This window comes from Pseudomonas sp. S3E17 (assembly GCF_024168685.1).
GTDB classification, from domain to species: domain Bacteria; phylum Pseudomonadota; class Gammaproteobacteria; order Pseudomonadales; family Pseudomonadaceae; genus Aquipseudomonas; species Aquipseudomonas marginalis.
The window spans coordinates 2,570,687-2,592,605 of record NZ_JALJWE010000001.1; the positions used below are offsets into that span (position 1 = coordinate 2,570,687).

27 protein-coding genes and 4 tRNA genes are annotated in these 21,919 nt (G+C 59.4%); 11 read left to right on the top strand and 20 right to left on the bottom strand.

Going from position 1 to position 21,919, the window contains the following annotated elements; translation table 11 throughout:
* Nucleotides 1-309: 309 nt before the first annotated feature.
* Nucleotides 310-624 carry a hypothetical protein gene (locus tag J3D60_RS11240; RefSeq protein ID WP_027604109.1) on the top strand — a complete coding sequence of 105 codons (315 nt, stop codon included), beginning with the start codon at nucleotides 310-312 and terminating at the stop codon, nucleotides 622-624.
* Between the two features lie 289 nt (nucleotides 625-913).
* On the top strand, nucleotides 914-1,126 hold the full coding sequence (locus J3D60_RS11245; protein ID WP_003234260.1) for a cold-shock protein: 213 nt from the start codon (nucleotides 914-916) through the stop codon (nucleotides 1,124-1,126).
* 73 nt (nucleotides 1,127-1,199) lie between these two features.
* On the opposite strand, the gene J3D60_RS11250 is transcribed toward J3D60_RS11245, so the two are convergent.
* Together J3D60_RS11250 and J3D60_RS11255 are read right to left on the bottom strand one after the other, a co-directional pair.
* Complete coding sequence (locus J3D60_RS11250) at nucleotides 1,200-1,520, bottom strand: I78 family peptidase inhibitor (protein ID WP_027604108.1); 321 nt, start codon at nucleotides 1,518-1,520, stop codon at nucleotides 1,200-1,202.
* A 142-nt stretch (nucleotides 1,521-1,662) separates the two neighbouring features.
* A complete protein-coding gene (locus J3D60_RS11255; RefSeq protein ID WP_027604107.1) occupies nucleotides 1,663-1,968 on the bottom strand; it encodes a hypothetical protein in 306 nt (101 codons plus the stop codon).
* 154 nt (nucleotides 1,969-2,122) lie between these two features.
* Between J3D60_RS11255 and J3D60_RS11260 the strand changes: the two genes are divergently transcribed.
* Nucleotides 2,123-2,335 carry a hypothetical protein gene (locus J3D60_RS11260; RefSeq protein WP_065940349.1) on the top strand — a complete coding sequence of 71 codons (213 nt, stop codon included), beginning with the start codon at nucleotides 2,123-2,125 and terminating at the stop codon, nucleotides 2,333-2,335.
* A 26-nt stretch (nucleotides 2,336-2,361) separates the two neighbouring features.
* On the opposite strand, the gene J3D60_RS11265 is transcribed toward J3D60_RS11260, so the two are convergent.
* Genes J3D60_RS11265 through J3D60_RS11295 form a run of 7 tightly spaced genes read right to left on the bottom strand, consistent with a single transcriptional unit; the run spans nucleotide 2,362 to nucleotide 9,329 of the window.
* Entirely contained in the window at nucleotides 2,362-3,390 is a 1,029-nt protein-coding gene (locus tag J3D60_RS11265; protein ID WP_253491466.1) for a nucleoside hydrolase, read from the bottom strand.
* 26 nt (nucleotides 3,391-3,416) lie between these two features.
* A complete protein-coding gene (rbsD, locus tag J3D60_RS11270) occupies nucleotides 3,417-3,821 on the bottom strand; it encodes a D-ribose pyranase (protein WP_065940351.1) in 405 nt (134 codons plus the stop codon).
* Nucleotides 3,818-4,735 carry a ribokinase gene (gene rbsK / locus J3D60_RS11275; protein ID WP_253491467.1) on the bottom strand — a complete coding sequence of 306 codons (918 nt, stop codon included), beginning with the start codon at nucleotides 4,733-4,735 and terminating at the stop codon, nucleotides 3,818-3,820. Before rbsK ends, rbsD begins: the two co-directional genes overlap by 4 nt.
* Nucleotides 4,736-4,758: 23 nt before the next feature.
* Nucleotides 4,759-5,781, bottom strand: a complete 1,023-nt coding sequence (locus J3D60_RS11280) for a LacI family DNA-binding transcriptional regulator (RefSeq protein WP_065940353.1) — start codon at nucleotides 5,779-5,781, stop codon at nucleotides 4,759-4,761.
* Between the two features lie 3 nt (nucleotides 5,782-5,784).
* Nucleotides 5,785-6,762, bottom strand: a complete 978-nt coding sequence (locus tag J3D60_RS11285; protein ID WP_065940354.1) for an ABC transporter permease — start codon at nucleotides 6,760-6,762, stop codon at nucleotides 5,785-5,787.
* Nucleotides 6,759-8,312: a sugar ABC transporter ATP-binding protein gene (locus J3D60_RS11290; protein WP_253491468.1), complete on the bottom strand. Its 1,554-nt coding sequence runs from the start codon at nucleotides 8,310-8,312 to the stop codon at nucleotides 6,759-6,761. The genes J3D60_RS11285 and J3D60_RS11290 overlap by 4 nt, the downstream gene beginning before the upstream one ends.
* Before the next feature lie 57 nt (nucleotides 8,313-8,369).
* Nucleotides 8,370-9,329 carry a sugar ABC transporter substrate-binding protein gene (locus tag J3D60_RS11295; RefSeq protein WP_065940356.1) on the bottom strand — a complete coding sequence of 320 codons (960 nt, stop codon included), beginning with the start codon at nucleotides 9,327-9,329 and terminating at the stop codon, nucleotides 8,370-8,372.
* A gap of 551 nt (nucleotides 9,330-9,880) precedes the next feature.
* Between J3D60_RS11295 and J3D60_RS11300 the strand changes: the two genes are divergently transcribed.
* From J3D60_RS11300 to J3D60_RS11310, 3 genes are all read left to right on the top strand, one after another.
* The gene (locus tag J3D60_RS11300; RefSeq protein WP_010209102.1) at nucleotides 9,881-10,969 is read left to right on the top strand and encodes an asparaginase; all 1,089 of its coding nucleotides are present in this window, start codon (nucleotides 9,881-9,883) and stop codon (nucleotides 10,967-10,969) included.
* 196 nt (nucleotides 10,970-11,165) lie between these two features.
* Nucleotides 11,166-11,417: a DUF1654 domain-containing protein gene (locus tag J3D60_RS11305; RefSeq protein WP_174557003.1), complete on the top strand. Its 252-nt coding sequence runs from the start codon at nucleotides 11,166-11,168 to the stop codon at nucleotides 11,415-11,417.
* 4 nt (nucleotides 11,418-11,421) lie between these two features.
* On the top strand, nucleotides 11,422-12,111 hold the full coding sequence (locus J3D60_RS11310; RefSeq protein ID WP_027604097.1) for an endonuclease: 690 nt from the start codon (nucleotides 11,422-11,424) through the stop codon (nucleotides 12,109-12,111).
* Nucleotides 12,112-12,141: 30 nt separating this feature from the next.
* On the opposite strand, the gene J3D60_RS11315 is transcribed toward J3D60_RS11310, so the two are convergent.
* On the bottom strand, nucleotides 12,142-12,507 hold the full coding sequence (locus J3D60_RS11315; protein ID WP_065940358.1) for a penicillin-binding protein activator LpoB: 366 nt from the start codon (nucleotides 12,505-12,507) through the stop codon (nucleotides 12,142-12,144).
* A 263-nt stretch (nucleotides 12,508-12,770) separates the two neighbouring features.
* Here J3D60_RS11315 and csrA point away from each other — a divergent pair, with 263 nt between their 5' ends.
* The 3 genes from csrA to J3D60_RS11330 all read left to right on the top strand — a co-directional run bounded on the left by csrA (nucleotide 12,771) and on the right by J3D60_RS11330 (nucleotide 13,820).
* Complete coding sequence (gene csrA / locus J3D60_RS11320) at nucleotides 12,771-12,965, top strand: carbon storage regulator CsrA (RefSeq protein WP_003192511.1); 195 nt, start codon at nucleotides 12,771-12,773, stop codon at nucleotides 12,963-12,965.
* Between the two features lie 211 nt (nucleotides 12,966-13,176).
* Entirely contained in the window at nucleotides 13,177-13,422 is a 246-nt protein-coding gene (locus tag J3D60_RS11325) for a hypothetical protein (protein ID WP_115486934.1), read from the top strand.
* 101 nt (nucleotides 13,423-13,523) lie between these two features.
* Nucleotides 13,524-13,820 (top strand): hypothetical protein, encoded by a 297-nt coding sequence (locus tag J3D60_RS11330; RefSeq protein WP_253491470.1) that lies wholly within the window; start codon nucleotides 13,524-13,526, stop codon nucleotides 13,818-13,820.
* Nucleotides 13,821-13,839: 19 nt separating this feature from the next.
* On the opposite strand, the gene J3D60_RS11335 is transcribed toward J3D60_RS11330, so the two are convergent.
* From J3D60_RS11335 to J3D60_RS11355, 5 genes are all read right to left on the bottom strand, one after another.
* Complete coding sequence (locus J3D60_RS11335) at nucleotides 13,840-14,517, bottom strand: HAD-IA family hydrolase (protein ID WP_027604092.1); 678 nt, start codon at nucleotides 14,515-14,517, stop codon at nucleotides 13,840-13,842.
* A gap of 132 nt (nucleotides 14,518-14,649) precedes the next feature.
* On the bottom strand, nucleotides 14,650-15,096 hold the full coding sequence (locus J3D60_RS11340; protein WP_253491472.1) for an anti-virulence regulator CigR family protein: 447 nt from the start codon (nucleotides 15,094-15,096) through the stop codon (nucleotides 14,650-14,652).
* A gap of 63 nt (nucleotides 15,097-15,159) precedes the next feature.
* Nucleotides 15,160-15,765: a pyroglutamyl-peptidase I gene (gene pcp, locus J3D60_RS11345; protein WP_065940363.1), complete on the bottom strand. Its 606-nt coding sequence runs from the start codon at nucleotides 15,763-15,765 to the stop codon at nucleotides 15,160-15,162.
* 7 nt (nucleotides 15,766-15,772) lie between these two features.
* Nucleotides 15,773-16,723 carry a DUF979 domain-containing protein gene (locus tag J3D60_RS11350; RefSeq protein WP_065927250.1) on the bottom strand — a complete coding sequence of 317 codons (951 nt, stop codon included), beginning with the start codon at nucleotides 16,721-16,723 and terminating at the stop codon, nucleotides 15,773-15,775.
* Nucleotides 16,720-17,436, bottom strand: a complete 717-nt coding sequence (locus J3D60_RS11355; RefSeq protein ID WP_065940364.1) for a DUF969 domain-containing protein — start codon at nucleotides 17,434-17,436, stop codon at nucleotides 16,720-16,722. The genes J3D60_RS11350 and J3D60_RS11355 overlap by 4 nt, the downstream gene beginning before the upstream one ends.
* Before the next feature lie 348 nt (nucleotides 17,437-17,784).
* Between J3D60_RS11355 and J3D60_RS11360 the strand changes: the two genes are divergently transcribed.
* Entirely contained in the window at nucleotides 17,785-19,212 is a 1,428-nt protein-coding gene (locus J3D60_RS11360; RefSeq protein WP_367399668.1) for a DHA2 family efflux MFS transporter permease subunit, read from the top strand.
* A 39-nt stretch (nucleotides 19,213-19,251) separates the two neighbouring features.
* Here the strand turns inward: J3D60_RS11360 and J3D60_RS11365 are convergent, their stop codons facing one another.
* Together J3D60_RS11365 and J3D60_RS11370 are read right to left on the bottom strand one after the other, a co-directional pair.
* The gene (locus J3D60_RS11365; RefSeq protein ID WP_253491474.1) at nucleotides 19,252-19,686 is read right to left on the bottom strand and encodes a hypothetical protein; all 435 of its coding nucleotides are present in this window, start codon (nucleotides 19,684-19,686) and stop codon (nucleotides 19,252-19,254) included.
* Nucleotides 19,687-19,844: 158 nt separating this feature from the next.
* Nucleotides 19,845-19,921 (bottom strand) — tRNA-Val (locus J3D60_RS11370).
* Nucleotides 19,922-20,105: 184 nt separating this feature from the next.
* Between J3D60_RS11370 and J3D60_RS11375 the strand changes: the two genes are divergently transcribed.
* A complete protein-coding gene (locus tag J3D60_RS11375) occupies nucleotides 20,106-21,389 on the top strand; it encodes an FAD-binding oxidoreductase (RefSeq protein ID WP_253491476.1) in 1,284 nt (427 codons plus the stop codon).
* Nucleotides 21,390-21,546: 157 nt separating this feature from the next.
* Here J3D60_RS11375 and J3D60_RS11380 read toward each other — a convergent pair.
* The 3 genes from J3D60_RS11380 to J3D60_RS11390 form a co-directional block, all read right to left on the bottom strand.
* Nucleotides 21,547-21,623: transfer RNA gene (locus tag J3D60_RS11380), tRNA-Asp, on the bottom strand.
* Between the two features lie 105 nt (nucleotides 21,624-21,728).
* A tRNA-Asp gene (locus J3D60_RS11385) sits at nucleotides 21,729-21,805 on the bottom strand.
* Between the two features lie 19 nt (nucleotides 21,806-21,824).
* Nucleotides 21,825-21,900 (bottom strand) — tRNA-Val (locus J3D60_RS11390).
* Between the last annotated feature and the right edge of the window lie 19 nt (nucleotides 21,901-21,919).

Here is a 21,919-nt window from a genome sequence, read left to right on the forward strand (position 1 = left end):
GTACAAGATCCAACACCAGGCCGTTCAATGATGAACGCCTGCCTTACAGCGGCAGGAGCCTTTCGGCCAACCGATAATCGAACCACAGTGACTGGAGTGAGCAGAAAAGAAACATGGCAAGGCGGCAAATGGCGCACCCGGAATTAGCCAAGCCGAAGATGCTAGCACAGATGAACGGTCATCGCGCCGGCAGTATCCGATGCAAATACAAATTCCAGCCTTTATAGCTGCAAAAGTGAACTTGAGCTGTACGCCACACCTCAAACCCACTGAGAATCGCCGTTCGTCCTCGAATCAAAGGAGCATCCCATGATGCGTTTTACCTCGACCCTCGCTTTCGCCGCTACCCTGAGCCTCCTTTCCCTCGGCGCGCAGGCTGCCGCTCCATCCAATTGGCCAGCCGGTGCCCGTGACAGTTTCGTCAGCGACTGCAGCGCGGCCGCCAGCCAGAACGTAGACGTCAAGACTGCCAAGGCCCACTGCGAATGTGGCGCCGACAAGATCAACGCCGAATTGAGCACTGCGGAAATCAAAGAGCTCATGACTAACCAGAACGCCAGCCCGGAGCTTAAAAACAAGGCAGTCGCGGCTATTTCGTCCTGCAAAGTCGTGAAGAAAAAGTAAGATCGGGCCTTGATCAGACGGCCGTTTTGCCAGGAAAACAGCCTGAAAACTGCCATTTCGCACAAATTACGCAGCTTTTACGGCTTTTTTTACCAGCTGATATTTCGCGCCGAAGCCCCGTAGATCGGGGCTTCCAGCCGACACAAGTAGCAAACGCAACGCTATTGATTAGCAAACAATGCCTTGGGGGGGCTCCCAAGCCGAACATTTCGACTATGATAGCCCAGTGTGCCCAGTTGGCCTGAGCAGCACAGCACTACTGAAAATATATGTTTCTTGGAGATACACCATGTCTAATCGCCAAACCGGCACCGTTAAATGGTTCAACGATGAAAAAGGCTTCGGCTTCATCACTCCTCAAGGTGGCGGTGACGACCTGTTCGTACACTTCAAAGCTATCGAAAGCGACGGTTTCAAAAGCCTGAAAGAAGGCCAAACCGTTTCCTTCGTGGCTGAGAAAGGCCAAAAGGGTATGCAAGCTGCACAGGTTCGCGGCGAGTAATTCTCCGCTGAGCTAAAAAAACCCCGTCCATGTGACGGGGTTTTTTATGGGCGTTGCAAAAGCCTGGAAACGATCAGCCACAATTAACGCGCGTGATCACCAGGTTGTCATCGGTGTTCAGGTTCAGGCGGTCGGAGCGGTATTCCAGCGTGATCATATCGTTGGGCTTGAGGATCCGTGCGTTCTGTGCGCCAGCGCGGGTACGGGCCTGCTCCAGCAACTGCGGCGAGGCTTTCTGGCCAATGCTGAATTCGGCGGCCTTCGACTCACAGCGGCTATGACCGGCATCGGTCACGGCGGCGTCTTTGGCTGGCTCAGAGGCACCCGGGGTGCTGCAACCCGCCAACGCGAGTGCTGCCAACAAAGTACCGAATGATGCGAGCTTCCAAGGCATGAAGCCTCCTATTGAAAAATGAACAGAGATCGTGCGACAGCGGTCTGGCTGATAGGTTTCAAAACGTAAACCGCCGCCAGGTAAGTCTGCCCGACTATCAGCAGGCATTCGCCCGATCAATCGTGACCAAATATGAGCGTAATCAGTAGATGTCGATGTAATCGAACGGCGGCTTCGGCCAGTTCTGCTTCAGCGCATTGAAAATCTGTGTAACCCAGACCTCGTCGCTGGCCGCGACATTGCCGACATAACCGGAACCCTTGGCCCAGGTCTCCAGGCGGAACAGCAAGCCATCGATGTCAGTGCCTCCCACCACCCCAGAAGATATGTAGGCAATTCCGGCCCTGGTTACACGCAACTGGGTATGCTCGTCATCACTGGCACTGGCGATCAGTTGACGCACGGCGGCCAGTGTCAGGTTCTCGGGGTTATTCAAATCGATCTGCACGCGGTACGCCCCGGCAATTAAACAGGAGGACAGTGTCGCACAGCACCTGCTTCATGCCTAAGTAGCAGTGCCAAACCCCACGCAAAATGATTAACTGCGCCGGTTAGAGCCGCGTTCCAGCGCATTGCCCAGCATTTCAACCCGTGAGACTTCCATGACCACCGTAACGCTCCAAGCCGACATCAAAGCCAAATGGCCCCAAGGACAAAGTTCCTACAGCCCCGGAAGCCCGGAGGAACTGGCAATCATCGGTATCGACCTGCTGGTCAAGGAACTCGGCACCCAGGCGGCACAGGCATTCATCGGCCAGGTATTCGAAAAATACCCGGCCGATCACATGGGGGCATCAGACCCCGAGCGTGAATAAGAACCGACTGGCGAACGTCGACCGGGTTACTTCAGGCGTGCCAGGCGCTCGGTGAGCAGATCGAAGAAGCCCTGGGCGTCGCCGCTCTCAACCCAGAACACATTTTTTGTCTGCTTCAGGCCGTCGTACCAATCAACGATGGTCTGGCCGAAGGTCGGGCCTTCGCGGCTGTCCACCACCATATTGGCCTGACGCCCCGTGAACAAAGACGGCTTGAGCAGGTAAGCGATAACAGTGGCGTCGTGTACCGGACCACCCGGGATGCCGTAGTGCTCCATATCGCCCTTCACGTATTCATTGAGAATATCGCCGACAACCTTGCTCGCGTTGTTGTTGATGTCGGCGATCTTCTTCAGGCGCGCCTCGCTGGTCAGCACCTTGTGGGTCACGTCCAGCGGCAGGTAGGTCAGCTTGACGCCACTCTTGAGCACAATCTCGGCTGCAATCGGATCGGCGAACAGGTTGAACTCGGCAACCGGGGTGATATTGCCGCCGTTGAAGTGCGCGCCACCCATCACCACCACTTCCTTGATGCCTTGGGTGATTTCCGGGTCCTGGGTCAAGGCCAGCGCCAGGTTGGTCTGAGGGCCGAGCATGGCAATGGTGATGCTGTGAGGCTTGGCCGCAAGCAGGGTCTTGATCAGGTAATCAACGGCGTTGCCTTCAGCCAGGCCCTTTTTAGGCTCATGGACGGTGACGCCGGAAATACCTTCTTTGCCATGGATGTTCTCGGCATAGATCGGTGTGCGCAACAGCGGCTTGGGTGCGCCGGCGTACACCGGGATTTCTTCGCGCCCGGCCCACTCGCGGGCCAGGCGCGCGTTACGCGAGGTCTTGTCCAGGCGCACGTTGCCGGCGACGGTGGTCAGCGCACGAATGTTCAATTCGTCCGGGGAAGCCATGGCAAAGAGCAAGGCCACCACATCGTCGGCGCCTGGGTCGGTGTCGATGATCAAGTCGATTTTTTCCGCCGCTTGGGCGCTGGCAGCAGTGAGTGCGGACAAAAGCAGGACACTCCGAAACAGATTTCTCAGGGTTGGCAGACCACGTTGCATAAAACACTCCTTGTCGTTGGGAAACTCTAGAAGGTGACGCCGGAGACCAGCGCGATATTGCAGTAAGGCTGGCACTCGCCGGTACGCACGACAGCGCGCGCGTTACGGCTCAGTTGCTTGAATTGTTCATGGCTGAGCAGACGTCGCTCGCCGAGGGCGGCCTGTTCAGCCAAAGCGTTCAGCTCCGTCAGCGCGGGCGGCTGCTTGAGCAGGATTTCTTCCGCCAGCACGTGGCTTTCCACCTGCATTTCACTGAGCACGATACGCAAGGTGCTGATGAAGTCGGGAATGCCCTGGGTCAGCGCCAGGTCGATCAACTCGACCCCGGGCGGCACTGGCAGGCCGGCGTCGCCGATCACCAGGATATCACCATGGCCCAGGGATGCGATCAAACGCGACAAGGCGATATTGAGCAGCGGGGTCTTTTTCATAAAAGCACAAAACCTTGAACGTCATGCAGCTTAGGAATGGAGGGTTGCGCACCGGCACGGGTGACTGACAAGGCTGCCGCGACCTGGCCGAAACGGATGGCCTCGGCTTCGCTTTTGCCACTGGCCAGTGCTGCGGCAAAACCACCAACAAAGGTATCGCCGGCAGCCGTGGTATCCACCGCCTTGACCTTTGGCGCCACCAGGTGCTCAAAGCCCTGGCCATCGGCAAACAACGCGCCCTGGGCGCCCAGGGTGATGATGACTTTGCCCGCCCCCGCCTTGATCAGGTGGGTCGCCGCGACTTTGGCACTGTCGAGGGAGTCGACTGTCACGCCGCTCAGTGCACTGGCTTCGCTTTCGTTGGGAATCAGGTAGTCGACCGAGGCGTACCAGTCGGCAGGCAACGGGCCGCTGGCCGGCGCCGGGTTGAGGATCACGGTCTTGCCCAGTTCACGACCGCGCTTGAGGGTATAGCCCACGGTATCCATTGGCACTTCCAGCTGGCAGATAATCACATCGGCAGCCTGCAGCACCGCATCGGACGCCTGCAGTGAGGCGGGTGTCAGCTCGCCGTTGCTGCCGGCAACGATCACAATCGCGTTCTGGCTGCTGTCGTCCACCACAATCAAGGCCACGCCACTGGAACCGTCCACGGTGCTCACCGCCTGGCAATCGATACCTTCCACCAGCAAGGCGCCACGCAGTTCAGTGCCATAGGCATCGCTACCGACACAGCCGATCATTGCCACATCGGCTCCCAGTCGCGCCGATGCCACGGCCTGGTTGGCGCCCTTGCCGCCAGGGACCGTGGAAAACGTCTGGCCGATCAGGGTCTCACCGGCACGGGGCAGCCGACTCGCGCGGGTGACCAGGTCCATGTTCAAGCTGCCTATTACCACTACTTTTGCTGGCATACATCAGTACTCATCAATTCGGTTCAGCGGTATTGGGCGAACACACCGGCGACTGGCGCCGTCGATTCACGCAACACGATGCTCGGCGTCACGATGCGTTGATCGATCGGCAGTTGGGGGGTTGCAATTCGTCGCAGTAAAAGCTCGGCCGCGGTCTCGCCCAGTTGCAGGATCGACTGCCCGACCGTGGTCAGCGCCGGGTACACGTAGCGGCCCATTTGAATGTCATCGAAACCGATCACCGACAGTTCACCGGGCACGCGGATATTGCGCTCCGCCGCCGCGCGCAACACGCCGAAGCCGATCATGTCGTTGCTGGCAAAAATCGCGCTGGGCGGGTTCTGCGCCAGCAATTGCACGGCAGCAGCATAACCGCCGGTGCTGGTGAAGTCGCTTTCCTGGATGCGATTGGCCACCACCGCCACACCGGCTTCATGGAGCGCACGCTGGTAACCCGCCAGGCGCATTTGCGCGACGCGGGTGTGGCCCGGGCCGCCGATGCAGGCGATGTCCCGATGCCCCAGCTCAAGCAAGTGCCGGGTCGCAAGGTAGGCGCCCTCCTCGTGGTCGATGCGTACCAGGTCGACATCGATACCATCCAGCGCCCGGTCGACAATCACCATGGGCGTGCGCACGGCGCTCAAGCCTGCGGCGAGGCCGCTGTCATCACCGCCTACCGAAGTCACGATCAAGCCATCGACGCGCTTCTCCAGCAACACCCGCAAATAGCTACGCTGTTTCTCTGCGTTGTCGTCGGAGTTGCAGAGAATCACGCAGTAGCCGTTACGTTCACAATAATCCTCGATACCCCGGGCCAGCTCGGCAAAATACGGGTTGAGGCTGTTGGGCACCAGCAATCCGATGGTGGCCGTGGTCTTGGCCTTGAGCGAACGCGCGACGGCACTGGGCACGTAGTCGAGCTGCTTGATCGCCGCTTCAACCTTGATCCGTACCGGCTCGCTCACAGGGCGCGTCTTGTTCACCACATGGGACACGGTGGTGTAGGAAATACCTGCAATCGCGGCCACATCCTTGATCGTTGCCATGGTTCAGCCTCGCCGACTGGCGCGACGGCTGCGATAAGTATCCAGGACCACGGCGATCACGATCACGGCACCGGTGATGATGCGCTTGGTGGGCTCCGTGGCACCGATCTGCGCCAGGCCGGCGGCCAATACCGAAATAATCAACACACCGAAGAAGGTACTGATCACCGAACCACGCCCGCCCATCAGGCTGGTGCCGCCGATCACCACTGCGGCGATCACTTGCAGCTCGAGGCCGGCACCGGCATTCGGGTCTGCTGCTTCCAGGCGCGAAATCTGGAACAGCGCCGCCACACCGGCCAGCAGGCCCATGAGGCTGAACACCAGAATCTTGTACGGTTTGGGATTGATCCCGGCCAGGCGTACGGCTTCTTCGTTGGTGCCGATACCGATCAGGTAACGACCGAATACGGTGCGGGTCAATACCAGCTGGGCGGCAATGATCACCAGCAAAGCGATGATAAACGATGGCGATATGCCGAAGGCGATCGGGTTGGACAGCCAGGCAAACGAATCGCCGATATAGGCTGTGCGCGAGCCGGTCATCTGGTACGCGACGCCACGGGCCATTTCCAACACGCCGAGGGACACGATAAACGATGGAATGCGCCAGGCCACCGTGATCGAGCCGGTGATAGTGCCGGCCAACGCGGCGCAGCCCATGCCGAGCAAGGCCGCCGGCAAGACACTCCAGCCCCACCCGAGAATCGCCACGCTGACCGTCGATGCCGCCAACGCCAGTACCGAGCCCACCGACAGGTCGATACCGCCGATGATCAGGATGAAGGTCATGCCCACCGCCAGCACCATCAGGTCAGGAATCTGGTTGGCCAGGGTGCTGAACGTGTCATAGGACAGGAAGTGATCACTGAGCACCGAAAACAGCGCGATCATCGCCAGCAATGCACCGGCCAGCCCCAGGTAGGTGCCCAGGCCGTAGAAGTTGCCGCCGGTTTTACCGGGGGAAGTTGTTAGTTTCATGGGGTATCCCTAAGCACTGCGTCGTTGAGCAGCGCATCACGTTTCTGATAGCCGGCAAAGGCGGCGGCGAGCAATTCGTCCTGGGTCCAGCTGTCGCGCTCGAAGGTTTCGATCAAGCGCCCGGCGGACAGCACGCCGATGCGGTCGCAGATCAGCATGAGTTCACGCAGGTCGCTGGACACCACCACCAGCGCCTTGCCCTGGCGAGTCAATTCACCCAGCAAGGCATAAATGTCGAACTTGGCACCGACATCGATGCCGCGGGTGGGCTCGTCGAACAGCATCACCGAGCAGTCGCGCTCCAGCCAGCGACCGATCACGACTTTCTGTTGGTTGCCACCGGAAAGTTCGGACACCAATTGCGCCGGGCTGGAACTGCGGATCCGCATGGCATCGATCTGGCGCTTGGCCAAGGCGGTTTCGTTACGGCTATTGACCAGGCCGCCAGCGGAAATTTCCGGCATGTTGCCCAATGCGATATTCGCACTGATCGACTGGGTCAGCAGCAGCCCTTCGCCCTTGCGGTCCTCGGTGATCAGGGCAATGCCATGACCCACGGCATCCACCGGCGAGCGAATATTCACCACCTGGGCCGGCGAACCCAAAGCCACAGTGCCGCTGTCGGCCAGGTCGGCCCCGAAGATAAGCCGCAGTAGCTCTGTACGACCGGCGCCGATCAGGCCGGAGATGCCATAGATCTCACCGGCACGCACTTCAAACGATACGTCGCGGACCTTGTCCGAGCGCGTCAGGCCTTTTACGGTCAGGGCCGGGCCACCGAGGCTGCGCGGCCCCAGGTCGATGTGCTCACCCAACTCCCGGCCCACCATCAAGGTGACCAGTTGTTCGCTGTTGTAATTGGCCATCGGCTCGACGCAGACCAGCTTGCCGTCGCGCAGTACCGCAATGCGCTGGGCGACACGGGCCAGTTCTTCGAGCCGGTGCGAAATATAAATGATCGCCACGCCCCGGGCCTGCAGGCGGGTGATTTGCTCAAACAGCATCTCGACTTCGCGGGCCGTGAGCATCGCGGTTGGCTCGTCAAGGATCAGTACATGGCAGTCGCCGATCAGGTTGCGAGCGATCTCGACCATCTGTTGATGGCCGATACCGAGGCTGCCGACCAGGGTGTCCGGATCGATGGCGTCGAGACCGACCTGGGCCATGGCCTCGATCGCGGCTTTGCGCAATTGCTTGCGGCTGATCCAGCCACAGTGGCTCGGCAGATTATCCAGGAACAGGTTTTCGGCCACGGTCAGCGTCGGCAGCAGATTGAGTTCCTGCATGACCATGCGCACGCCCAACGCTTCAGCCTGGGTACGGCTGGCCGGGCGGTAATCCTGCCCCTGGAATTGCATGTGCCCGGTGGTCGGGGTAACCAGCCCACCGACGATCTTCGACAAGGTACTCTTGCCCGCGCCGTTTTCACCGGTCAGCGCCAGTACTTCACCCCGGTTAAGCGTGAGGGTAATGTCGGCCAGAACCGGTTGGGCATAGGTCTTACCGATACCGCTGACCGAGAGGACAGCGTTCGGGGCGGAAGATGACATAGGAAAATCTCCAGGCGTCCGCCCAGGACGGGCAGACGCTGTTGGGTGCTGCCAGGATTACTTCTTGAGGACGAGTTCGACCGGAGTTTCGATCACGCCGTCCTTGGCATCGACTTTCTCACCCTTGACCAGCTTGAGGGCGTTCTGGATACCGAACACCGCTTGCTGCGCAGCCGCCTGGTCGGCGGTCGCCAGCACACGGCCGTCCTGCAGCATCGGCTTGATGGCTTCGATGTTGTCGTAACCCACCACCAGGACCTTACCGGCCTTGCCTGCTGCACGTACGGCGGAGACGGCGCCGAGTGCCATGTTGTCGTTACCGGCCAGCAGCGCCTTGAGGTCCGGGTGTTCGCTCAGCATGGCCGAGGCCACTTTCTGGCCCTGGTCAATTTCCCAGTTGCCGGATTGGGTGGAAACGATCTTCATACCGGCAGCATCCATCGCATCCTTGAAGCCTGCTGTGCGCTGCTGGGCGTTGGTGGTGGTCGGTACACCTTCGATGATGCCGACCTTGTCGCCGGCGGCCAGCTGCTTGGCCAGGTAGTCGCCCACCAGTTTGGCGCCTTTGCGGTTGTCGGGGCCGACGAAGGGGATATCGAGTTTTTTGCTTTTCAGTACGTCCGGGTCCAGGCGGTTATCGATGTTGACGATCTTGATCCCGACCTTAGAGGCATCCTCCAGCACTTTTACCAGTGCCTTGGAATCAGCAGGCGCGATAACGATGGCATTGACTTTGGACAGGATCATCTGCTTGACGATATCGATCTGCGCACTTGTATCGGTTTCGTTCTTGATGCCGTTGGTGATCATGTCGAAATCGGCGGCATGGTCTTTCTGATACGCCTTGGCACCGTCCTGCATGGTCACGAAAAATTCGTTGGCGAGGGATTTCATCACCAGGCCGACCTTGGGTTTGGCGGCAGCGTCAGCAGCGAATGCAGGGGAGAAAGGTAAGGCGGCGGATGCGGCAGCAAGCACAGCGACAGCAAGAAGACGTCCAGCGAATGGCAGCTTCATGGTTCACTCCGATCTTATGATTATTGTGAGCAACGCGTGCACCGAAGTGTACTTCGGCGGCCCTCCCACCCGGGTGGCTGGTACGAGCTGACAGGAGACTCTAATGAGGGTCCCATGAAACATCTCGCAAACGTTTGCGTTGATCAAACTATGAGAACCTTGTCGAGATTTGTCAACGGTAGAACATGGCCTTTCATGCAACACCTCCAGCCCGGCTCTCCGCCCTGCGAGAGTCGCTCTTAAACATCTGCCGGGTTCGGTCGTTCTCTGAAACGACAGGTTTTGGCACGACAGGCAGGATTCTTTCGTCATAACTTTCGGACAACCGAACGCCACACCCCAGGTTGTTCGGAAAGCCGGACATCCAGCAAGCAAAACCTCATCATCCAATCAGTAAAAATTTATATATATCAATAAGTTAATTTATATGCTCGAACATATTCGGCATGGTACAGATCCTGCTCCTACACAGCGCCTGGAGGCATTCAGCACTGCCCAGGTGTTCTAGATGAACCTGCTACAGCACTCATCAAAAACCAGAGAGAAAAATAATGAAATCTGCATTGAAGAATTTTGTTCCGGGGGCGTTGGCCCTTCTGCTGCTGTTCCCCGTTGCCGCCCAGGCAAAGGAGGTTGAATCCAAGACCAAACTGTCCAACGTGGTGATCCTCGCCACCGGCGGCACCATTGCCGGCGCGGGCGCCAGCGCCGCCAACAGTGCGACGTACCAGGCTGCCAAAGTCGGTATCGAGCAATTGATCGCCGGTGTTCCTGAGCTTAGCCAGATCGCCAATGTGCGTGGCGAGCAAGTGATGCAAATTGCGTCCGAAAGCATCAACAACGAGAACCTGCTGCAACTGGGTCGCCGCGTCGCCGAACTGGCCGACAGCAAGGACGTGGACGGCATCGTGATCACCCACGGTACCGACACCCTGGAAGAGACCGCCTACTTCCTGAACCTGGTGGAAAAAACCGACAAGCCTATCGTGGTGGTCGGCTCCATGCGCCCAGGCACCGCCATGTCGGCCGACGGCATGCTCAACCTGTACAACGCCGTAGCCGTAGCCGGCAGCAAGGATGCACGTGGCAAAGGCGTACTGGTGACCATGAACGACGAGATCCAATCGGGTCGCGACGTCAGCAAGATGATCAATATCAAGACCGAAGCCTTCAAGAGCCCATGGGGCCCGCTGGGCATGGTCGTTGAAGGCAAGTCCTACTGGTTCCGCCTGCCGGCCAAGCGTCACACCATGGACTCGGAATTCGATATCAAGAACATCAAGAGCCTGCCCGATGTTGAAATCGCCTACGGTTACGGCAACGTGAGCGACACCGCCTACAAGGCACTGGCCCAGGCTGGCGCCAAAGCCATCATCCACGCCGGCACCGGCAATGGTTCGGTGTCGTCCAAAGTAGTTCCTGCGCTGGTGGAATTGCGCAAGCAAGGTGTGCAGATCATCCGTTCTTCCCACGTAAATGCCGGGGGCATGGTGCTGCGTAATGCCGAACAGCCGGACGACAAGTACGACTGGGTCGCCGCCCTCGACCTGAACCCGCAGAAAGCGCGGATTCTGGCGATGGTCGCCCTGACCAAGACCCAGGACAGCAAAGAACTGCAACGGATGTTCTGGGAATATTGATTCCTGCTGGCATCTCATCTCTGTAGAGGCGGGTTTACCCGCCTCTACCTGCTGTGTAAATCCCGCAACCAACACCTCCCCGCCTTACACCAACTCGCCTAAACCGCCGTCAGACGAACTTATTGAATTTTAAGCAGTTGCGAAATTGCCTACAGTTAAATACTGTATGCACGTACAGCTTATTAAGGAACACTCCGTGGCAAAGTCCTCTTCCGCAGCCCTAACCCCACCTGATGCCTACGAACGCCTGGCTATTCGTGTGCAAAAGATCATCAACTCCACCAACGCCCAAAAAGCCAAGGCAGCCTTGATCTTCCGCTTGCCGGACGAGCCAGAAGACGAGTGGCAGCGCTTGTTGGAGGAAATCGCGGAGAACGACAACGTCACCCTCGCCTATCGGGATGACGGCGGCGTGCAGATTTTCTGGGTTGTGCCGAAGGAAGAATGATTCAATGAGTGCCCGTTTTATTGCTGTGTGCTGCCTGCTTTTTGCTGTCACTGCCCATGCCCAGGCGCCCCGAACCTTCAGCGAAGCCAAAAAGGTCGCCTGGAAGCTGTACGCGCCACAATCCACCGAGTTCTATTGCGGCTGCAAATACACCGGTAACCGCGTTGACCTGAAAGCCTGCGGCTACATCCCACGCAAAAACGCCAACCGTGCCGCGCGCATCGAGTGGGAGCACATTGTTCCGGCCTGGCAGATCGGACATCAGCGCCAGTGCTGGCAGGACGGTGGACGCAAGAACTGCACCCGCCATGACGACGTATTCAAGCGTGCCGAAGCGGATCTGCACAACCTGGTGCCGAGCATCGGCGAGGTCAATGGAGATCGAAGTAACTTCAGTTTTGGCTGGCTGCCGGTGCAAAGCGGGCAATACGGTTCGTGCCTGACCCAGGTGGATTTCAAGGCCAAGAAGGTCATGCCGCGCCCGTCCATTCGCGGGATGATCGCACGCACGTATTTCTACATGAGCAAGCAGTACGGCTTGCGCCTGTCGAAACAGGATCGCCAGTTGTACGAAGCCTGGAACAAGACCTATCCGGTACAAGCCTGGGAGCGCCAGCGGAACCAAACGGTGGCGTGCGTGATGGGGCGCGGCAATGAGTTTGTCGGCCCGGTTAACCTGAAAGCCTGCGGTTGAACAGGGGCGGCACTGCCGCTCGATCTGCTGTTACTGCGCGGCCTTGTGCTCGATGATCTCGGACACCGTGTCGGTTTTCTTGGCCCGCGCCATCTTCTCGTTGAGCAGCGTCTGCTTGGCCTCGGCCTCGGCCCTGGTTGCAAATGGCCCCAGCAGCACTTCGTCCTTGCCGTCGACCTTCACGATATAAAAACTGAACCCGTGTTCGAGCAACCAGGCGGTCAGGTCGGTGATTGCCTGCAGCTTATGGTCCGGTGGGCCTACTCGCAGGTCCCATTCCTGGGCAGCAATCGCGCCGGTTTGTGGCTGGCTTTCGGTGACGGCAGGCTTGGCCTTGGGGGCATCGACGCTTTTGCCTTCACCGCAACCGGCCAATACCAACACCGCAATTGCCATCGCTACTTTACGCACTGCCCTGCTCCTTCAACGGATAAAGAGGCGACTTTATCATTCACTGTCTATTCTGGCCGTCATAAACGTTGGCTTAAACAATGCGAATGATGTATCCCAGACCTGTATGATGCCGCCATGGGAATTAATGTCGCCTCTATGCGTCCTAAAAGAGGCAGTCACAGGGACGCGCTTAGCAGTAAGCTACACACATACGACACCTGCCCTGTCTGAAACATGTGTCCTTAAAAGTAATCAAGGAGAAGTCCATGCTTATACTCACCCGCAAAGTCGGTGAAAGCATAAACATCGGTGATGACATTACGATCACCATCCTGGGCGTCAGCGGCCAGCAAGTACGAATCGGCATCAACGCACCCAAGGATGTTGCCGTGCATCGCGAGGAGATTTACCAGCGCATCCAGGCCGGCCTGACCGCTCCGGACAAAAACCAGACGCCTTGAAGCGCCCTCAGTAGCCAGCCCTTTCGTTCACTGTAACGGCTGGCGAAAACCTCCTCGGACTGCTTTTGTCTGTGTTGCGCGAAGCGCTTTTTGCCGCATGTGCATCCATGCTCAAGATGAAACTATCTTCACACCTGGAACTTATTGTCCCCCCTGCAACCGAATCCTCTGACTGATATCCCACCATCCGTGTGCACTTAGGAGCACGTCGATGATGCCAGGCAGCGCCCAGCCATTTTTTTCCAGATCCTGGATGATCGCCCTGCTGACGGGGCTGGTCTTTGTCGGCTTGGAATATGGCCTGAAGCTTGAAATAGAGGGCGCCGAAGCGCCCCGTTCGCGGCTGGACCTGGTACTCCTGCTGTGTGGCTACCTGTTCATGTTCTGCCTCAAGCCCATCCAGATGGCCGTGCAGCGCAAGTTGTGCCAACGCATCGTGCGCAAAACCGTACGCTGACGCCCGCCCCTGACTCGCTATCAGATCGCTGGTATTTACAGCCTTGCAACAAGACCTATTCTTGGGTGTGTTTGCACAGTCAGTAGAAGGTGCCGGTACAGATGGACACGCTCACTAAAACCCAAATCGAATCTGAATTGGCAGCCCGCCTGCCCAGCTACACGGTCACCTGTACGCTGCACGCCGACGGTACCCTCTCGGCCGTGCTCAGCGGTCCGGAGACCGACCACTTCGCAATCACCGGAATCGTGCGCGCGCATTATCGCGGTGCCGAAGCGATTGCCCGGCTCGCCAACGAGATTCTCAGGGAGATGGTGCTGTCACGCCAAGGCATGCGCAGTGATCGAATGCAGGCGTCGCCTGACCCAGCCACCCGCGAAGCAGGCCGAGGCCGGTAGCCGGCTCGGTTTTGCTGCTTCAGCCCGTCGCGCGCGCCAAGTAGAGCAAGCCATCAGCGCTGCGTTGCACCTGCAGCTGTTCATACCCATCGATCGAAGGATGCTCCGTCGCCATGGGTTTGAGGTGCGTCGAAGTCACGACCATCACATCCGCTCCAGCCGCCTCCCCTGCACGGATGCCCACCGCCGCATCCTCAAACACCAGGCAATCCTGCGTCGATACCCCCAGGCGCTGCGCACCGAGCACATAACAGGCAGGGTTCGGCTTGCCGATAGCCACGTCTTCAGCCGTGACCAGCACCGCTGGCGGCGTAATACCCGCCGCTTGCAGTCGACGCAACGCCAGTTCCCTGGGTGCAGAGGTGACCAGCGCCCACTGATCGCCGGGCAAGCGGTTCAGAAACTCGACGGCCCCGGCAATCGCAACGACACCTTGCACATCATTGATTTCAGCCTCGGTAATCCACTGCGCTTCAACCTCCGGGTCGACGCCGGGCAACGCCTGGCGCGTGATGGTGTCGATCGCCCGGGCGCCATGGATGGTGGCCAGAAACGTCGCCACCTCCAGCCCATGGCGTTCAGCCCAGATACTCCATACTCGCTCGGCGGCGGCAATCGAATTGAGCAGAGTCCCATCCATATCGAACAGAAAGGCGCGGTAAGGGCGGGCAAATACGGCTGAACCTCGGATGGACACTGCGGGGTTTCCTCGTGAGCTGAAACGAATAATCGACGCAATGCAATCTACGGATCACCCGGCGGCTTGTAAACGCCAACGACGCCGGCAATAACACGGCGGGTCGAGCGCCATGCGGTCGACACCGCCAGCTCAATCGAGGGCGCCATTGAGGACTTCGTAGATGATGCCCGTCGCGATGGCCACCAGTATCAAGTCGGTGCCCGCCTGCTGCCACTCGTATCCCTCGTAATGGGGCAAGCGGCCCAACAAACGCCCGTCCAGCTTCTTGGCAATGCCCGGCGGCAGCGGCTTGCCGCGGGCCAGGTTCTTCTGGATACCAGGCGGCAAGGCGGGCGCCGGGCTCCAGTAGTCGCGATAACCGCCCAACACATTCAGCACGCTGCCACGGTCTACACTGGGGCCGCGACTGCCTGCTGCACCTTTGCCCTTGGGCTTGTCATGCCCCTGCCCGCCGTGACCATTGCCTTTATCGTTGCCTTGCCCCTTGCCATTGCCTGGATCAGCCAGGGCCATACCGCCAGCGGCAAACAACACAAGCGAAAGCGCAACAGACACGAATTTCGGGCACTTGATCATGGCGATTATCCAACACAGGAATGTAGCTGAACTGTAGTCGAGGTTATCGCACCCCGCGGGACGTCAACTCACCTGACCGCCCACTTCCAGCACATCCACCGGGGTATTCCACGCCGTCGACACCGCGATGCGCAGCCCATCGACCAGGCCCGCTCCAAGCTGGTTCGGCACGTGGATAAAACCACTGCGTACACCGGTGCCCGCGAGTTCGTGCTGCAGGCGGTAGAACACCTGGTTGCACACGAATGTACCCGCCGTCTGCGATACCGACACCGCAATCCCTGCTTCGCGCACCGCCCTGGCCATGGCCTTGATCGGCAGCGTCGAGAAGTACGCCGCCGGGCCGCCGACCACCACCGCCGTGTCGATGGGCTGCTCCCCCAGATTATCGGGGATGCGTGCATCGTTGATGTTGATCGCCACTCGCTCGAGGGATATTTCGCTGCGCCCGGAGGCCAACCCAGTGGCGATGACCATCGCCGGGCGCAGTTCACTGATCAGTTGGAGCAGGCACTCACCCGCCGTGGCAAACGCACAGGGCAATCGGCGCGCAACAATGCGCACATCATCGTCGAGTTGCACGCCATCCAACTGGCTCACCGCTTCCCAGGAAGGATTCACCAGGTCTTGATCAAAGGGCTCGAACCCCGTCAGCAATACAGTTCGCATCGTCGCCTCACATCAACACATAAAGCAGGACAATATTGACCACCAACATCATCAACGCGGTCGGCAGTTGCGCCTTGATCACCGCGTTCTTGTCCGGCAACTCCAGCAACGCCGCCGGTACGATATTGAAGTTGGCCGCCATCGGCGTCATCAGCGTACCGCAGTAGCCGGAGAACATACCGATGGCGGCCATCACCGCCGGGTTACCGCCGTAGATACCCACCAGCACCGGCACGCCGACGCCCCCGGTCATCACCGGGAACGCCGCGAAGCCATTGCCCATGATCACCGTAAACAGCGCCATGCCCAGCACGTACACCATGACCGCCACCAACTTGAAATCCAGGTTGATGTAGGTGGTGGTGACATGGGCGACAGCCGTGCCGACACCGGCTTCATTGAACAGCAGGCCAAGCATCGCCAGCATCTGCGGCAGCACCATGGCCCAGCCCAGGGCCTCGGTGAGTCGCCGGGATTCGCGCAAGGCTTGCACCGGGGTATCACGGGTCAGCCAGCACGCCAGGCCGAGGGCGATCAGGCAGCCGATGCCGAGGGACACGAAGGTGGTGTTTTTCGGGTCCAGCAACGGTACGCCGCCAATCTCGGTGTGCTTGAGCAAGACCGAACCGATCACGGTGGTCAGGGGGATCGCCAGCGCCGGGATAAACAGCTTGTGCCCGAGGCGGCCGGCACTGGCGCGCGAAGCCTTGTCATGCAACTCAGCATGGGTGCCACGGCCGACGCCGCCCAGGCCGGCGATCAGTGCCATCACCACCACTCCCGCACCGACCACCACCGAGGGCAGGCGCTCCCCTACCAGGAACGGGATGGCGAACAGCAGCCAGAACAATGCGCTGGACCAGCGCTTGGGATGGGTTCGATCCAACAGGATCATGCCGGCGGTGATCAGCAGCAGGACCCCGGCGAGCCAGTACAGGTATTGGATAGAGATGATCATTGCGCGGCCTCCACTGGGGTCACGGCGGTCGTCATCTCGCGGGTCAGTCTTCGGTCAAACCGATGAAGTCGGATCGCGTGAACGATGAAGGCGCAAATCGCCGTAGGAATACCCCACACCGCAATGTGCAGCGGCTCCACATCAATCCCCGAACCGAGCAGGAAGGTATGCATCAACGCAATCGCACCAAAGGCGACAAAGATGTCCTCACCAAAAAACAGGCCGACGTTATCGGTGGCAGCGCACATGGCCAACACCTTGTGACGCAGTTTGTCCGGCAGTTTGCCGTAGCGCTTTTCCGCCGCGCCTTCGGCCATCGGTGCCAGTAGCGGGCGCACCATCTGCGGGTGCCCGCCGAGGCTGGTCAAGCCCATGGCTGCGGTGGATTCGCGTACAAATAGATAGATGATCAGCAGGCGTCCGACCGTGGCGCGCTCAAACCGCGCAATCCAGTTCTGCGCATGCAGGCGCAAGCCGTGGCGCTCCAGCAAACCGATGACAGCGAGGGGCAACAACAGGATCAATTGCAGGGCGCGAGTCTGTAGGAAACCATCCCCCATAGTGGCGAGGATTTTCTCCAGCGGGAAGTGGGCAGCGAGCCCGGTGGCGATAGCTGCGGCGGTGACCACCAACAGCGGATTGAAACGCAAAACAAAGCCAACCACGATCACAAGTACGCCGATCAACGGCCATAAGTTCACAACAGTTTGCATGGCGGAGAGGTCCTTAAGTGCGCGCTGCGGCGCCATTACAGCAGGATGTGAACAAAGGGTTCACAGCAGGAAGTGGCGTGCAGTCGGCTCGGTTTTTTATTGTTGGCCCGTCAGGGCGAGCGTCAGTGGCGGCAACTGTGCTGCCTGGGAGCAGGAGGTGTCCAACAAGAAAAATTGTTGCTGCAAACCAATAAATTTTGTGGGTAATTGAGTAGCCCACGAGTAACAAGACGTGGACAGACCATGAAGGATTCGCTCATCTTAACGCCGCCCGTTTATCGTGCGCGGCGCATCGGGCAGTTGGTCGGCGTTCTTCATCAAACCGTTCACTGAAAGAGGGCAGCACCGGTGAGCTCAGCCACTCCAGATTCCGCCGCGCAAAACCGCCTCAGTCTACACACCAGTCTGATCGCCCTGGTGGTCGCCGTAACCTTCTTCATGGAGAACCTTGACGCCACGGTCATCGCCACCGCGCTACCGACCATGGCGACCGCCTTCGGGGTGACACCGGTCGACATGAACATCGGCATCACCGCCTATATCCTCGCCGTGGCGATCTTCATACCGCTGTCCAGCTGGGTCGCCGACCGCTTTGGTGCGCGCCGGGTATTCGCCGGCGCAATCATCCTGTTCACCCTCGCCTCACTGCTCTGCGGGCTCAGCCAAAGTATTGAGATGTTCGTGTTCGCCCGCGTTCTGCAGGGCATTGGCGGCGCATTGATGGTGCCCGTAGGACGCTTGGCGGTGTTACGTAATACGGATAAGAAAGACTTGGTGAAAATGATCGCGATCATTACCTGGCCCGGCCTGGTCGCGCCGATTCTGGGGCCGCTGGCCGGTGGGTTGATCGTGACGCATGCATCGTGGCCATGGATCTTCTACGTGAATCTGCCGCTGGGTGTGCTGGCATTGGCCGCCGCACTGTGGCTGGTACCGGAAGACCGTGAAGCCAGCGTGCGCCAGTTCGATGCCAAGGGTTTTGTACTGCTGGCAGGCGCCTGTGTGGCCCTGCTGGGTGGGCTGGAATGGCTGGGTAACCAGACCGGTGAACGCCTTATTCCAGGCGCCGTGCTGGTCGCGGCAGGCATCGCGCTGGCAGTGTGGGCCATTCACCATTGCCGCCATGCCAGCGACCCGTTATTGCCGCTCGAGACCCTGTCCATCAATACATTTCGCGTGAGCATCTATGGCGGCTCGCTGTTTCGCCTGGCCATCAGCGCCCTGCCGTTCCTGCTGCCGCTGCTGTTTCAAATCGCCTTTGGCTTGTCCCCGGTGGACGCAGGCTTGCTGGTGCTGGCGGTATTCGCCGGCAATCTGGCGATGAAGCCGTTCACCACGGCCATCATGCGCCGCTATGGGTTTCGCCGGGTCTTACTGATGAACGGGATAATCGGCGTGGTGTCGATAGCCGCTTGCGCGCTTTTCACGGTGCAGACCCCATTTGTGCTGATCGCGGCCGTGTTGTTTGTGGGAGGGTTGTCCCGCTCGATGCAGTTCACCTGCTACAACTCGATCGGCTTTGCGGATGTGCCCAAACCGCGCATGAGTGAGGCGTCGGCGCTGTTCAGCATGTCATTCCAGCTGGCGATGGGGATGGGCGTGACGGTGGCGGCGCTGCTGCTGCGGGCATCCATGACCCTGCAGGGGCATGAGATGCAGGCACAGGTCGGGGATTTTCGCGTGGCGTTCGTCGGCGTGGCGCTGCTGGGAGTATTCGCGCTGGCGGATGTTTATCGGTTACCTGTGGGAGCAGGGGAAAGTGTGCTGAGCCGATGACAGACACCGCGGCTCGCCACTCAACACACTTTCCGGTACTCAGGCGGTGGTACTGACCATCGACCCCGAGCTGCTGCTGCCCTCGGCAGTGACGGCTTGCAACAGAGCCGAAGTCACCGTCTGCAACGCCGCAGAAGTGGCGGCGATTTGCGCTTGAGCCGCCGCCACAGCCGCAGCCTTGGCCTCTGCGTTCTGGTTGCTGGCCTGCGCTTTCTGCAAGGCTTGTTGCTGCTCTTGAAGCTGCTTTTGCAACTGTTCGATCTGCTTCTTCAACTGTTTGACAGTATCGGACTCCTGCGAGCTCGATGACGCCTGGCCACCCCCAGCTACGCCTGCCGCACCCTTAGTATCAGCGCGGGTACTGACGGCAGCGCTGCTTGTGCTGCTTGCGCTTTCGGTGACAGCGGGACCACTCGGGCTGACAGTGTTTGGAGTGCTTGATAAGGAGGCTGTATTGCTAACAGTGATAAGCATGCCAGATACCCAAGGATTAGAGATTTGCGACTGCATCGGCCTATCGATGAATTACTTTAGAGCGGCACTGCATTTTCAACAGTAAAAAACGCAGGCAACAAAAAAGGGCCCACCTTTCGGTGAGCCCTTCCAGACCGCCCAGCAGAGCGGATTTTGTTTGGTAGGCGCGATTGGACTCGAACCAACGACCCCCACCATGTCAAGGTGGTGCTCTAACCAACTGAGCTACGTGCCTGCTGTGAGGCGGCATTCTACGGAATTCCGGAGGGGTGTCAACATCTTTTTTGCAGCTAACCCTATGAATATGCGAATTATTTATTTGCAGTCGGCGCACCGCACTTTTTGGGGTGGCTGGCAGGCAATTTTCAACTCAGGTAGGATCGGGGCACTCGTAAAAAATATAAAACAGAGGTTCCAGGATGGCGAACACCCCCTACCCCAAGTCGTATTACGCCGCTTCCGCAAATGCCGTGCCGCCGCGCCCAAGGCTGCAAGGCGACGTCGAAACCGATGTGTGCGTGATCGGTGCCGGCTATACCGGCCTGTCCAGCGCGCTGTTTCTGCTGGAGAACGGTTTTCGCGTCACGGTGCTGGAAGCCGCCAAGGTGGGTTTTGGCGCGTCAGGCCGCAATGGCGGGCAGATCGTCAACAGCTACAGCCGTGACATTGATGTGATCGAGCGCAGCGTCGGCCCCCAGCAGGCGCAGTTGCTGGGGCAGATGGCGTTCGAGGGCGGCAGGATCATTCGCGAGCGGGTCGCCAAGTACCAGATCCAGTGCGACCTCAAGGACGGCGGCGTGTTCGCGGCACTCAACAGCAAGCACATGGGCCATCTGGAGTCGCAGAAACGCTTATGGGAGCGCTACGGCCATACACAGCTGGAGTTGCTGGACCAGCGCCGCATTCGCGAGGTAGTGGCCTGTGACAACTATGTCGGCGGACTGCTGGACATGAGTGGCGGCCATATCCACCCACTCAACCTGGCACTCGGTGAAGCCGCAGCCGTGGAATCCCTGGGCGGGACGATCTACGAACAATCGGCGGCGGTGCGCATCGAGCGTGGCGCCAACCCGGTGGTCCACACCGCCGAAGGCAAGGTCAGGGCCAAGTTCATCATCGTCGCGGGCAATGCCTACCTGGGCAACCTGGTGCCGGAGCTGGCGGCCAAGTCGATGCCCTGTGGCACCCAGGTGATCACGACGGCGCCACTCGGGGATGACCTGGCCAGGACACTCCTGCCGCAGGATTACTGCGTAGAGGACTGCAACTACCTGCTCGACTACTATCGTCTCACCAGTGACAAACGCCTGATCTTCGGCGGTGGTGTGGTGTATGGCGCGCGCGACCCGGCGAACATCGAAGCAATCATCCGCCCGAAGATGCTCAAGGCCTTCCCGCAACTCAAGGATGTGAAGATCGACTACGCCTGGACCGGCAACTTCCTGCTGACCCTGTCGCGCTTGCCGCAGGTCGGTCGCCTGGGCGACAACATCTACTACTCACAGGGCTGCAGCGGCCATGGCGTGACGTACACCCACCTGGCGGGCAAGGTGCTGGCGGAAGCGCTGAGAGGCCAGGCAGAGCGCTTTGATGCGTTTGCCGACCTGCCGCACTACCCATTCCCGGGCGGGCAACTGTTGCGCACACCGTTTGCGGCACTGGGAGCTTGGTACTACGGGCTGCGGGATAAGCTGGGCTTCTGACAAATCAATGGGAGCCGGTTCGCCGGCTCCCGCAAAAAATTGCCAAATTGCAGACACAAAAAACCCCGGTCTTTCGACCAGGGTCTTTGCTATCGGATCAAAGTAGCCAGTGGCTTGCTTTGTGCTTCAAGGCGTTCAGTGGGCCTTGAGGCAGATATGGCGCAGCGGACGGGACTCGAACCCGCGACCCCCGGCGTGACAGGCCGGTATTCTAACCGACTGAACTACCGCTGCGTATCGCTTGACCGGCTGAGCAAACCGCCTCAACCGTCTTTGAACATCTGATCGATCAGCCTTGGCTGTTCAATCTCAAGCCCGATAAATCGAACCTGGAAAATATGGCGCAGCGGACGGGACTCGAACCCGCGACCCCCGGCGTGACAGGCCGGTATTCTAACCGACTGAACTACCGCTGCGCGTAACACATGAAGCGAATGGTGGGTGATGACGGGATCGAACCGCCGACCCTCTGCTTGTAAGGCAGATGCTCTCCCAGCTGAGCTAATCACCCTTTGCTTCGTTGAGGCCGC